The sequence below is a fragment of the Brevibacterium sp. 1718 genome, assembly GCF_051131255.1.
GTDB classification, from domain to species: Bacteria; Actinomycetota; Actinomycetes; order Actinomycetales; family Brevibacteriaceae; genus Brevibacterium; species Brevibacterium sediminis.
On sequence record NZ_CP186550.1, the window covers coordinates 63,344 to 75,380 of the forward strand.

At 68.4% G+C, this 12,037-nt stretch carries 11 protein-coding genes; 1 reads left to right on the plus strand and 10 read right to left on the minus strand.

From position 1 onward, the window contains the following. Positions 1-47 precede the first annotated feature (47 nt). The 9 genes from ACOZ9V_RS00280 to ACOZ9V_RS00320 form a co-directional block, all read right to left on the minus strand. Positions 48-1,358 (minus strand): hydroxymethylglutaryl-CoA synthase family protein, encoded by a 1,311-nt coding sequence (locus ACOZ9V_RS00280; RefSeq protein WP_181271194.1) that lies wholly within the window; start codon positions 1,356-1,358, stop codon positions 48-50. Then, positions 1,355-2,458 carry a hydroxymethylglutaryl-CoA reductase gene (locus tag ACOZ9V_RS00285; protein WP_434592641.1) on the minus strand — a complete coding sequence of 368 codons (1,104 nt, stop codon included), beginning with the start codon at positions 2,456-2,458 and terminating at the stop codon, positions 1,355-1,357. The genes ACOZ9V_RS00280 and ACOZ9V_RS00285 overlap by 4 nt, the downstream gene beginning before the upstream one ends. Then, a complete protein-coding gene (fni, locus tag ACOZ9V_RS00290) occupies positions 2,455-3,615 on the minus strand; it encodes a type 2 isopentenyl-diphosphate Delta-isomerase (protein ID WP_181271192.1) in 1,161 nt (386 codons plus the stop codon). The genes ACOZ9V_RS00285 and fni overlap by 4 nt, the downstream gene beginning before the upstream one ends. Beyond that, the gene (locus tag ACOZ9V_RS00295; RefSeq protein WP_181271191.1) at positions 3,605-4,735 is read right to left on the minus strand and encodes a phosphomevalonate kinase; all 1,131 of its coding nucleotides are present in this window, start codon (positions 4,733-4,735) and stop codon (positions 3,605-3,607) included. The genes fni and ACOZ9V_RS00295 overlap by 11 nt, the downstream gene beginning before the upstream one ends. Beyond that, a complete protein-coding gene (gene mvaD / locus ACOZ9V_RS00300; RefSeq protein WP_181271190.1) occupies positions 4,732-5,748 on the minus strand; it encodes a diphosphomevalonate decarboxylase in 1,017 nt (338 codons plus the stop codon). The genes ACOZ9V_RS00295 and mvaD overlap by 4 nt, the downstream gene beginning before the upstream one ends. Next, positions 5,745-6,707 (minus strand): mevalonate kinase, encoded by a 963-nt coding sequence (gene mvk, locus ACOZ9V_RS00305; protein WP_181271189.1) that lies wholly within the window; start codon positions 6,705-6,707, stop codon positions 5,745-5,747. Before mvk ends, mvaD begins: the two co-directional genes overlap by 4 nt. 84 nt (positions 6,708-6,791) lie before the next feature. Further along, complete coding sequence (locus ACOZ9V_RS00310) at positions 6,792-8,045, minus strand: RNA polymerase sigma factor (RefSeq protein WP_181271188.1); 1,254 nt, start codon at positions 8,043-8,045, stop codon at positions 6,792-6,794. Between the two features lie 10 nt (positions 8,046-8,055). Beyond that, positions 8,056-8,490, minus strand: a complete 435-nt coding sequence (locus ACOZ9V_RS00315; protein ID WP_181271187.1) for a YciI family protein — start codon at positions 8,488-8,490, stop codon at positions 8,056-8,058. Positions 8,491-8,617: 127 nt separating this feature from the next. Next, positions 8,618-9,175, minus strand: coding sequence for a TetR/AcrR family transcriptional regulator (locus tag ACOZ9V_RS00320; protein ID WP_181271186.1), 558 nt, complete (start codon positions 9,173-9,175; stop codon positions 8,618-8,620). 193 nt (positions 9,176-9,368) lie between these two features. On the opposite strand from ACOZ9V_RS00320, the gene ACOZ9V_RS00325 reads away from it, so the two are divergent. Beyond that, entirely contained in the window at positions 9,369-10,640 is a 1,272-nt protein-coding gene (locus tag ACOZ9V_RS00325) for an MFS transporter (RefSeq protein ID WP_181271185.1), read from the plus strand. Here the strand turns inward: ACOZ9V_RS00325 and ACOZ9V_RS00330 are convergent. Then, positions 10,622-11,995 carry an FAD-binding oxidoreductase gene (locus ACOZ9V_RS00330; RefSeq protein WP_181271184.1) on the minus strand — a complete coding sequence of 458 codons (1,374 nt, stop codon included), beginning with the start codon at positions 11,993-11,995 and terminating at the stop codon, positions 10,622-10,624. The two genes, ACOZ9V_RS00325 and ACOZ9V_RS00330, sit on opposite strands and share 19 nt — an antisense overlap. Between the last annotated feature and the right edge of the window lie 42 nt (positions 11,996-12,037).

The window sequence follows — 12,037 nt, forward strand, 5'->3', positions numbered from 1 at the left end:
GCCCCAAACTGGGCCGAACGCAGTGCGTGAAGTGTCGGGTGAGCCGCCTAGGCGCGCTCGTAGTGGCGGGCGCCGCCGCGGATTCCGGCGAAGCGGAACGGTCCCGCAGTCACCTTCGGGGTCGTGACGTCCTCGGCGCTGGAGAGCTCGGCGGCGTGGAGCGCGCGGTACGCGTCGATGGACAGCGGAACCCGGGCATCGAGGGCCTCGGTGACGGACTGCCGGTGCGAATGCTGTTCGTAGCCGGGGACGACGCGGGCGGTGAAGAACTCGCCGACGCTGCCCGACCCATAGCTGAACAGCCCGATGCGCTTGCCGGCAAGATCGTCATCGTGATCGAGCAGTGAGCACAGTCCTGCGTAGAGCGAAGCGGTGTAGGAGTTGCCGAGGCGCCGGTTGTACAGAGTGCTCGTGGCCAGCGCCGTATCGCGCGGGCCAGTGGCAACGGAGTTGTCGGAAGCGCCGGCAGTGGCTGAGTCCGTGGCGGCGGCCGAGTGGGCGGCAGCCGGGCCGGGACTGGCAGCAGCGGCGCCCGCGCCGGAGACACCCGCGACGATCTCCGTGTCGAGATCCTCACCGGTGAGTCCGGCGAGGTGGACCTGCGCCTTCTTCGCCATCTTCGTGAACGGCTGGTGGTAGAGCACACGGTCGATCTCGGCGATGGCCGGTCCGCCCTGCGCGGCCAGATCGGTCCACGCTCCGGTGAGCGCATCGAGGTACGCGGTGACCGACAGGGCCCCGTCGACGATCGCGGTCGTCGAATCGTTCGGGCGCCAGAAGTCATCGACATCGGCCGAGTTCAGGCCCGAGACCGGTTCGATCTCGAGCAGCTTCGGATCCGCCGAGACGAGCATCGCCACGGCACCGGCACCCTGGGTCGGTTCACCCGGAGAATCGAGGGCATAGCGGGCCACATCCGAGGCGATGACGAGCACGCGCTGACCCGGTGACCGGGTGACGATGCCGACGGCGGCCTGCAGGGCTGCGGTCGCCGAATAGCACGCTTCCTTGACCTCGACGACGCGCATCTGCGACGGCAGGTCGAGCAGAGAGTGCACGGCCATGCCGGCGGCCTTCGACTGGTCGATTCCCGATTCGGTGGCGAAGAGCATCGTGCGGATGCCATCGGAACCGCTGCGCTGAATGATGGGCGCGGCGGCAGCGGCGGCCATGGTTACGACATCCTCATCGGGTGCCGGGAAGCTGAACTCGTCTTGGCCGAGGCCGAGGCGGAACTTGTTCGGATCGGTGCCGTTCGCCTCGGCGAAGTCATCGAGCCTGACGACATGATGGCTCGTGGCCAGTTCGATGTCGTCGATGCCGATCGATACAGTGCCCGCAGCAGTGTGTGATGTCATGCGGCCTCGCCGTCCTCTCGCTGAGTCTCGGCAGCGAGCTGCTCATCAGCCTTGCGTTCCATCTGACGGTGAGTGTCCATCAGCTCACCGGGGTTCGTCTGAGCGGCGAGCAGAGAGAGCTCACCGCAGAGCACGGTCGCGGCCATGAGTGCGGCCAGTCGACGCGAATTCGCTCCCGGCTCACGATCCTCCCGGCAGCCCAGACGCTCCAGCGCTTCATCGACATGCGGCAGGTCCTTGCCGTTGCCCACGGTGCCGACGATGAGGTGCGGCAGCGTCGTCGAGAAGTACAGGCCTTCGGGGCGGTTCTCCGCATAGGTGATGCCCTGCGAACCTTCGACGATGTTCGCCGCATCCTGACCGGTGGCCAGGTAGAAGGCGAGCAGCATGTTCGCATAGTGCGCGTTCGCCGAACGCAGGGCTCCGGCGATCGTCGATCCGACGAGGTTCTTGCGCACGACGAGTTCGACCATCTTCTCAGCGCTCGTGCGCAGGCGACGATCGACGACCTCGTGGGGCAGGACGATCTCGGCGACGACATTGCGTCCGCGTCCGAGGATCCCGTTGACCGCGGTGGCCTTCTTGTCCGAGCAGTAGTTGCCGGACACCGAGCCGTAGTCGAGGCCCAGCTGCCAGGACAGGATGGTGTCCATGAGCGAATCCGACGCCTGGGTGACCATATTGTGGCCCGAGGCGTCGTTGGTGCGGAAGGCGAAGCGGACGAAGAGCAGGTTCCCGACGATCTCGGGGTGGATCTCGATGAGCCGGCAGTGGCCGGATCCGGCTTCGACGACGGCTTCGAGTTCGCGGGTGCGGTGACGGATGGCCTGCGCGGCCGCCTCGGCGCCGATCGCTGATTCGGCCACCAACAGCACGGATCGGGTCATCCGCTCATCGACGATGACGGTGCGGATCCCACCCTCGATCTCACGGGAGATCGATGCCCCGCGGCCGACGGAGGGCCACAGCGGGGTCTCGTACGTTGCCAGGGGCACAGCCACCTCGGTGTGGGTGCCACTCGGCGCCAGCGCTTCGCCGCTGACCCGCAGGGGACCGACCCACGTGGTGGGGATCCCGGTGATCGTGGTCTGCTGATTCACAGCTGATTCCTCCTCGAAAGGACGTCGGATCGGTGCGAGAGCGCGGTGACGTCGATTCCGCGCAGGCGGGCGAACTCGCCGAGGCGGCCCCGCGTGAGCAGGTCCGTGGCCGTGAGGTCCGTGGACCGCTGCGCCCCGAGCAGGGCGAACAGAGCCGAGGTCTGAGTCTGCCAGGTGCGCACGAGATCGACGAGCCCGTCCGGTCCGTGGTCGAGCACGGTCTGCAGGAACGTGCCGGCGACGCCGACGGCGCGAGCACCGCAGGCCAGTGCTTTCACGACATCATAGGGGTTGCGCACGCCGCCGGAGGCCAGGAGCACGCGGTTCGAGACGCCGTCGTCCATCGTCGTCTCGGTAGTCCACTCGGATGGGGCGTCGAGCAGGCAGGCCAGGGCGGACTGGCCGAAGCCGGTGAGCATGGAGAAGTCATCGGCCGGTGAGCGATCGTTCTCGATGCGCAGGAAGTCTGTGCCTCCGGCGCCGGAGACATCGGCGTACTGGACCCCGATATCGGCGAGCAGCCGCAGGGTCCGGCGGCTGAGTCCGAATCCGACTTCCTTGACGACGACGGGCACGGGGCAGGCGGCGACGATGTCCTCGAGTCCGGACAGCCAGGTGGAGAAGTCGCGGGTGCCTTCGGGCATCGCGGTCTCCTGCACCGGATTGATGTGCAGCTGGAGGGCATCGGCGTTCAGCAGCTCGACGGCCCGGCGGGCATCATCGGCGCTGCGACCGGCACCGAGGTTGCCCATGACGAAGCCGTCCGGGTTCTCCTCGCGGATAACGGTGAAGCCTTTCGCGGCCTCGGCGTCGTCGAGGGCCACGCTCATCGATCCGCAGGCCATGGGCAGACCGGTCTCGGCGGCGGCGATGGCCAGGTCCCGGTTGATCTTCGCCGTGGTCTCCGTGCCGCCGGTCATGCCGTTGACGTAGAAGGGTGTCGGCCAGGTCCACTCGCCTAGTTCGACGCTGAGGTCGACAAGTTCGGGGTTCGTGCCCGAGAGCGCATGGTGGACGAATTCGAGGTCGTCGAAGTCGGTGCGGCGGGGGCCTTCCGTCTGCTGCGCCGAGGCGAGGCGCACGTGGTCGTCCTTGCGGGAGGCCCGTGAGGCCTTGGTCTCCGGTGTCTCAACTGATGCCGGGGTCTCAGAACTCATCGATCTCGCCTTCCTCTCGGTGGGCACCGAGGTCCAGGGGTCGGATTCCGGCGGCTTCCCAGCCGCTGAGAATGGTCTGTGCTTCGGTGTGGGGGTGAGCGAGGGCGATTCCGCAGTCACCGCCGCCGGCTCCCGAGGGCTTCGCTGCGGCCCCGTGGGTTTCGGCGATCTCGCACAGGTCGTGCAGGGCTTCGGTTTCGATGAGGCTGCCCGTGGAGTCGCTCAGCCGCCGCAGCAGGCCACGCACGGCGCGGATCGTGGTCAGGCTCGCCTCGGCATCGTCGGCGTCGAAGGCCGCCACGAGATCGTCGACGAGCGTGTGCGACTCGGCGGCGAAGGACACGAGCGGGCGCGGTTTCTGCGCTGCCGGGGACGATTCGGAGGAGGATTCGTCCGTCCGCTCGCGCGGGGTGTGGACCCGTGTGACGAGATGTTCGGTCGACGCCGGTGATCCGGTCCAGCCGACGAGGAGGTCGAGCGAGCTTGGTGGGGTGACCCGTCTGGCCGAGCAGCCGGCCCATTCCGAGCAGCTCATGGCGGAGACGACCCCGTGGGCCTCGCGGTGAGCGTGCAGGGCCGCACGGTCGGGGGAGGAGTAGCGGATCCAGCCGCCGAAGGTGCTCGCGGCAAGATCGCCGCCGGAGGCCTTTGTGGAGATCGCGATGGTCGCCAGGACGGCGAGTTTGAAGCGTTCGGTCAGGGTCAGCCCGAGGCGATAGAACTCATCGAGCGCGGCGATCGTCGCCACCGTCACCGCCGCTGAGGAGCCGAGACCGAACTTCCGGCCGTCCGAGTCATTGAGTTCGCTGGAGATCTCGAGATCGAAGTAGCGGGGGCTGGCACCACGGCCGGAGCGCAGCTCTTCGACGGTGGAGATCGCCGAGAGCACATAGTCGAAGGGGCGCTCGTCGACGATGATGTGCTCACCGTCGTCTTCGCGCCGCCACACGACGGGAGCCTGACCGTATTCGCTCGAATGGATGCGGCCGGCGCCTTCGCTCTCGGTCAGCCGGACGGTGATGCACCGGTCGACGGCGATGAGCACGGCGGGCTGTCCGGGCTCGACGACGGCGTACTCGCCGGCGATGAACAGCTTGCCGGGTGCCCGGGTCTCGATCATGTCCGGCTGCCCTCACCCGCAGCCGGGTTCACTGCGTCTGCGGGCGGGACTGCGTCGGCGGCGGTGAGCAGGTGGGCTCCCGGTCCGGGTCCGACGACGCGGACGTCGCCGAAGCCGGAGAGCTTCTCGGCCAGCGCCTCGGCGTCATGGGGGCGGACGATGACGGCGACGTTCGGGCCGGCATCGGCGGTCGAATAGGCTTCGATCCCCGACTCGCGGGCTTCGGCCACGGCGTCGAAGATCGCGTGGCTGGTCGGATTGAGGAACCGGATCGGCGGCACGGTGGACTGGATGAGTCCGTGCATGCGCAGGGCGTGGGATTCGGTGATCTCGCCGATGCGGGTGAAGTCCCCGGCCGCGCACGCGGCGACCATCTGCTCGAGGTAGTCCTCGGTCGAGGACACCCAGCCGGAGTAGAAGGGAGAGGTGGCGGCGGTCAGGCGCATCGCCTCGCGGGAGGACACGGCCTTCCTGGCCCGGTTGACGGTGACGATGATCATCCGCATATCCGGAGCGGGAACGGTCTCGGCGAAGGAGGAGGCGTCGTCGCCGGCGTGCCAGACGGCGATGCCGTCGGGAATCGAGCGGCAGGCCGACCCCGAACCGCGGCGGGCCAGCCGGCTGAGATCGCGGGGTGCGAGGTCGAGGTCGAAGGCCCCGGCGGCGGCCGTCGCCAGAGCTGCGAAGCCCGACGCCGAGGAGGCCAGACCGGCACCCGTGGGCACGGAGTTGCGGGACCGGACGAGGACCCGATCATCGCGTCCGGCCAGGTCACGGACATGGTCGAGGAAGGTGGAGATGCGGTCCGTCTGACCGGCATCGGCGAGTGCGCCGTCGAGTTCGAGGACATCGGTCTCGGCGTCCGGGGCGGGCACCACGGTGGTCGTGGTCTCGAAATGGTCGAGGGTCAGCGACAGACTGCCCGCAGCAGGCAGGATGAGCTCCTCATCGGCCTTGCCCCAGTACTTGACCAGGGCGATGTTCGGGTAGGCCCGCGCCGTCGTCGTTCTCATGTCGGTCTGACCTCCGTCGTCCAGGTGCGGGGTGCTCCCGCCTTGCGCAGGGCCTCGGCGAGCTCTTCGGCCGAATCATCGTCCTCGGTCAGGGCCAGCACGCAGCCGCCGAGTCCGCCGCCGGTGAGTTTGGCACCCCAGGCTCCGGCCGCGGTGGCGGCGTCGACGAGGGAATCGAGGGTCGGGGTCGACACACCGAGGCTGCCGAGCAGTCCATGGGCTTCGTTCATCAGCGTGCCGATCGCCCGACGATCACCGGAGCGGATGTTGTCGACGGCGGAATCGGTGATCTCGGCCAGACGGTCGATCATCCCTCCGATGCGCACAGGATCGGCGTCACGGCGGGCACGGACCCCTCCGACCGCCTCGGCGGTGGACCCGTGATGACCGGAGTCCGCGAGGACGAAGACGAGGCGCTGACCGACGTCGATGGTCTGGGCGCAACCGGTCTGGAAGCGGATGGGGGCGGGTTTGGCCACGGCCCAGGCGTCGATTCCGCTGGGTCGGCCATGGGCGACGGTCTCGGCCGCCTGCACGATCTCGTGGAGGGTGTTCTCGTCGAAGACCGTCGCATGCAGGTTCGCGACCGCGCGGGCCACGGAGGTGGCCACGGCTGCACTCGAACCCAAGCCCCGGCTGTGGGGGATCGCCGAACGGATGAGCAGCTCCACCTCGGCGTCGGGATTTCCCACGGCCTTCAGCGCGGCGTTGAGACCGGCGACGACGGGGCCCATCGGCTCCGGAGCGGTCTGCGCATTTCCGGAGAACAGCTGGCTCTCGATCCGGGTCTCCTGATGCGGGGACCGGCGGATATCGGTCTGGACTCCGAGCCCGTGCAATGGCACTGCGACGGCCGGAGAGCCGTAGACAACCGCGTGTTCGCCGAACAGGATCGCCTTTGCGTGGGCGAAGCCCTGGGATGTGCCCTGGGCGGGTTCGGTCTGAGAGGAATTGTGCATGCAGGATGGTTTCGGAGTCTGTGGATTGATTTCACCATCATATGCCGTACCCCCGCCCATCCCGAAGACGAGGTGACGTCCGTCTCAGGTGAGTCCTGCCGAGAGGTACTCGCGTTCGGCCGGGTCGGTGGTCAGGTCGAGCGCCCGCCGGCGGGCGGTGGCCGCCTCGTCTGTGCGGCCGAGGCGGGTGAGCAGATGAGCCCGCAGCACCCAGGCAGGTTGGAAGGCGGAGACGCGCTTATCGTCTTGGCCGTCCGGGTCGAAGCCCAGCGCGTCGAGAGCGGCCAGTCCCGCCTCGGGGCCGTCGACCTCGGCGAGGACGGCCGCTCGGGAGACCGACCCGCCGAGACTCGGGGCCACCTGCGCGAGATCGTCGTGGAGGCGCAGCAGCATCGGCCAATCCGTGGATCCGGTGCGGATTCCGGCCATATGGAGGAGTTGGATGGCCGCCTCGAGCCCGAATCGGCCGACGTGTCCGCAGCGGTGGACCTCGACGAGGTGGCGCTCGCCCGCCTCCGTGAGAGTTCCGTCCCAGCGGTCCGGGTTCTGGTCGGACAGGGGCACGAATCGTCCGTCGTCGCTGCGACGAGCGGGGAACCGGGCTGCGGAGAGGTGGATGAGGGCGGCCAGTCCGTGGGATTCGCCGTCACCGGGGCAGAGTTCGGCCACGAGGCGGGACAGGTACAGGGCCTCGCCGATCATGCCCTCCCGCGGCTGCGCGGCCGCCTGAGCCCATTCGATGGCGAATGCCCCGTAGATCGCCTCAAACACATCGGGCAGACGGGACTCGAGGTCGAGACGGTCGGGACTGCCGAAGGCGACACCGAGACCGGCAACGCGCTTCTTCGCCCTGGTCAGACGGGCAGAGACGGTGGCGGCGGGCAGTGCCATGGCCGCCGCGATCTGTTTTGCCGTCATCCCCATCACCGCCGAGAGCATGAGCAGCGGCCGGGCGGGAGGATCGATGTCCGGGTGGGCGCAGGCGGCGAGGAGTTCGAGCCGGCGGTCGGGCAGGGCGTCAGGGTCGTGATGGGCAGGGTCGGTGCCGGCGTCGATGCGGTCGATCGTCTCCTCATCGAGGGCCGTCGAGGTCCGTGCCGCCGCCGATCTCCACACGTCCCGGCGGGCATTGAGAGCCACCCGGTAGAGCCAGCCCTCGGGGTTGGCGGGCGGTCCGTGGGCCCGCCACGCGGTCACGGCACGTTCGAGCGCCGCGGACAGCGCATCCTCGGCGCCGGAGATATCACCATCGGCGGCCGCGATGAGCGCGATGATCCTGCCCCAGCCGTCCTCGGACAGGATCATCGCGCGCTCGGCAGGATCGGCATACTCGATCATCGGCGAGCGATCAGGAGGAGCCGCCCGGGAGGGACGGGCAGTCGCCGGGTCGAGTCGGCTCGTCACCCGGTCGGGTCCAGGCGCCGTCGACGAACGAAGTCGCCGCGGGTCGGACCTCGATGGTGCCGTAGCTCGTGCCGGGGAACTTCTCGGCCCAGGCCAGGGCCGCCTCGATGTCAGGAACGTCGATGACGACGACCCCGGCCAGGGCCTCCTTCGCCGCGGCGAAGGGCCCATCCTCGATGACGACTTCTCCGGTCCTGCGGGTCACGGTCTTCGTCTCGGAGTGGGGTGCGAGCATCTCCCAGGCGACGACGACCCCGGCCGAGGTCAGCGCCTGGCCGAAGTCGTCCATGAGGCGCATCATCTCCCGGAAGTCCTCTTCGGTGGGGGCGGGGCCGTCGGCTCCGGGCTCGGGTGCGTGGAAGATCAGTGAGTAGCGCATGGTTCGCTCCGTTCTGTGTGCGGCGGCCGGATTTCGGTCGCTCACAGAGAAGACGATCGAATCGACGCCGATTCGACAGCTGTGCTCAGAATATCGCTGAAACTGTCATGCCATGCCGAGGAAGTCTCTACAGTGCTGAGGAGGTCAGCGCGGTCACCGCCGCGCGCACGAGTTCCCGGTCGGGTGCCTTGCCGTCGAGATGGTGATGGATCGTCCATCCCTCGATGAGCGCATCGATTGCGTGAGCCGCGTCGGGGGTGAAGTGTTCGGTCAGCGCGGCCGCGCTGATGCCCATCCAGGAGGCGGCGAGCTCGGCGGAGTCGGGGGAGCTGCGCCCATAGGAGTAGAGCTCGAAGATCCCCGCCATCTCCCGAGGGGAGGCGAAGGTATCGCCGCAGATGATCTCGACGACGGCCTCGCGCGCCTCGGCGGGGGTCGCCGCCTCGTGCAGACCTGCGCGGTAGCGGCCGGAGAGTCTGTCGACGAGCCGACGGAACGCCTCGGTGATCACCTCGTCGATGCTGGTGAAGTGGTAGGTCATCGACCCCAGGGGGACGTCCGCGCGTGCTGCGACGGCGCGGTGGGAGACCCGGGCGACGCCGTCGTCGAGGATGAGCTCGAGGGCGGCCGCGATGATCCGTTCCCGGCGGCCGGGGTCGTTCGGCACTCCGCTGCGTGCACTCATTCGGCCCCCTCCTTCGTCGAATCCCGTGATCAGTCCGTGCGGTCGGTTCTTGACTCCCGCGACAGATCTGTCAGCTGTGACAGACGGACAACTGAGAGTGTACATTTGTACACTGATCAATGTGTGTACATCCGTACACCGATCCGAGGGCTGTCCGCCTGAGCACAGTGCACACCGATGAGGAGATGATCCGATGTCCGAAGAGCAGGCCGTGCCGACCCCCGCGACGAATCGCTCCTCGACCCTGCGCGCTCGCCGTCTGTCCCTGCTCGCACTCTTCTTCCTCCCCGGCATCACCATCGCCTCGTGGGTGACCCGCACCCCGTCGATCCGTGACGTCCTCGACGCGAGTACGGCACGGATGGGCCTCGTCCTCTTCGGACTCTCCATCGGGTCGATGCTCGGAATCCTCGCCTCCGGGCCGCTCGTCGGCCGCTTCGGGGCGCGACCGATCATCGGCCTCGGCACGCTCGGAGTCATCGCGAGCATGCCCATCATCGGCCTCGGCGCCGCCTGGTCGCAGTCGTTCGTCGTCGCCGCAGGTCTCGTCGTCTTCGGACTCGGCATGGGTACTGGAGAGGTCGCGATGAACGTCGAGGGGGCGGAACTCGAGAAGCATCTCGATCGCCCTTTCCTGCCGGGCCTCCACGGTTTCTTCAGCCTCGGCACCGTCATCGGCGCCGTCATCGGGATCCTCGCCACCGCCGCCGACTTCCCCGTTCTCGTCCACCTCCTCCTCATCGGCATCCTCGGCGTCGTCGTCATAGTGCCGGCGATGCGCCACGTCCCCGCGGGGACGGGCCGGAACGCTGCCGTGTCAGGGGACCTCGCCGAGGCGGCCCCCGGTTCAGGTCCCGAGTCGAGTCCACGGCCGGCTGGCACCGCCTCGGTGTGGAGGGACCCGCGGCTGATCGTCATCGGTGCGATCGTGCTCGGGATGGCCCTCGCCGAGGGCACCGCGAACGACTGGCTGCCGCTGGTCATGGTCGACGGGCACGGCTTCGACCCCGCGCTCGGTTCGAGCGTCTATGCGATCTTCGCGGCGGCGATGACGATCGGCCGCTTCCTCGGCGGCGGCATCGTCCAGCGTTTCGGTCGCGCCAATGTGCTCCTCGTCAGCGCGGCGTTCGGCTTCCTCGGAATCGGCCTGGCCTCCCTCGTCGACAGTCAGATCGTCGCCGCTGCCGCCGTGCTCCTCTGGGGGCTCGGAACCTCGCTCGGCTTTCCGGTGGCACTGTCGGAGGCAGGTGCCTCGGGCGCGCAGCCGGCCAAACGGGTGGCCGCGGTCTCGACGATCGGCTACCTTGCGTTCCTCGTCGGACCGCCCGCGCTCGGTCTGGTCGGGGACCACTGGGGGCTGCGGACGGCTCTGCTCATCCCCATGGGCGTGCTGCTGATCGTGCTCGCCCTCGCGCCGCTGCTGCGCCGCGAACCCCGGCCGGAACCTCAGACGAGTCCGGTGTAGACCGATCCCGGGTTGAAGATGTTGTCCGGGTCGAGGGCCTGCTTGATCCGGTGGTTGAGCTCCATGACGTCCTCGCCGAGGTAGGGCGCGAGCCACGGTGCCTTGAGTCGGCCGACGCCGTGCTCACCGGTGATCGTCCCGCCCAGCCCCGTGGCCAGGTCCATGACTTCGCCGTAGGCGATCTGCGCGCGCTTCTGCTGTTCCTCATCCTTGGGATCGAGGACGAGCAGCGGATGCGTGTTGCCGTCGCCGGCGTGCGCGATGACGGCGATCGTCACTTGGCGGTCGGCCGCGATCTTCTCGATGCCGAGAACCAGGTCGCCGAGCTTCGGCAGCGGAACGCCGACGTCTTCGAGCAGCAGCGCCCCCTTCTTCTCCACGGCCGGAATCGCGATCCGGCGGGCAGTGACGAAGGCTTCGCCCTCGTCGGGGTCGGCGGTGAGATAGCACTCTGAGGCAGAGTTGCTGTTGCAGATCTCCTCGATGATCTTCGCCTGCACAGTGCAGTGCTCGCCGGGTTCGTCGGACTGGATGACGAGCATGCCCTCGGCCTCACGGTCGAGCCCCATCTTCAGCTCATCCTCGACGGCGTTGATCGAGGGCTTGTCCATGAACTCGAGCATCGAGGGTCGCATGGCCTTCGCGATCTCGAGCACGGCGTTCGTGGCATCGGCGAGCTTCGGGAACATCGCGACGACGGTCGTCGGGGGCAGCTGGGCGGGAATGAGCCGCAGGGTGACCTCGGTGATCACGCCCAAGGTCCCCTCGGAACCGACGAAGAGCTTCGTCAGCGGCAGACCCGCGACGTCCTTGAGCCTCGGGCCGCCGAGTTTGACCGCCCGACCATCGGCGAGGACGACGGTCATCCCGAGGACATAGTCCGTGGTCACACCGTATTTCACGCAGCACAGGCCGCCGGCGTTCGTGGCGATGTTGCCGCCGATGGAGCAGAACTCGAAGGACGAGGGGTCCGGCGGGTACCACAGGCCGTGTTCGGCCGCGGCGGCCTTGACCTCGGCATTGAAGGCGCCCGGCTGGACCGTGGCCATGCGGGTGACGGGATCGATGCTGATCTCGCGCATCTTGTCCAGGGACAGCACGATTCCGCCGGCGATCGCGGAGCTGCCGCCCGACAGGCCGGATCCGGCGCCGCGGGGCACGATCGGGACCTTCGCCTCGGCGGCGATGCGGACCACCGTCTGCACCTCCTCGGTGGTTCTCACCCGGACCACGGCGGCAGGAACCCCGGCATCGGGGTCGTTCGCACGGTCCCAGCGGTAGGCGTCCATCGAATCGGGATCGGTGATGACGGCTTCGGCCGGCAGAGCGGAGGTGAGGGAGGAGACAACGTCCATGTTGTGTGTCTGACCTTTCGAGCGGAGTTCGGCACCCGGAGT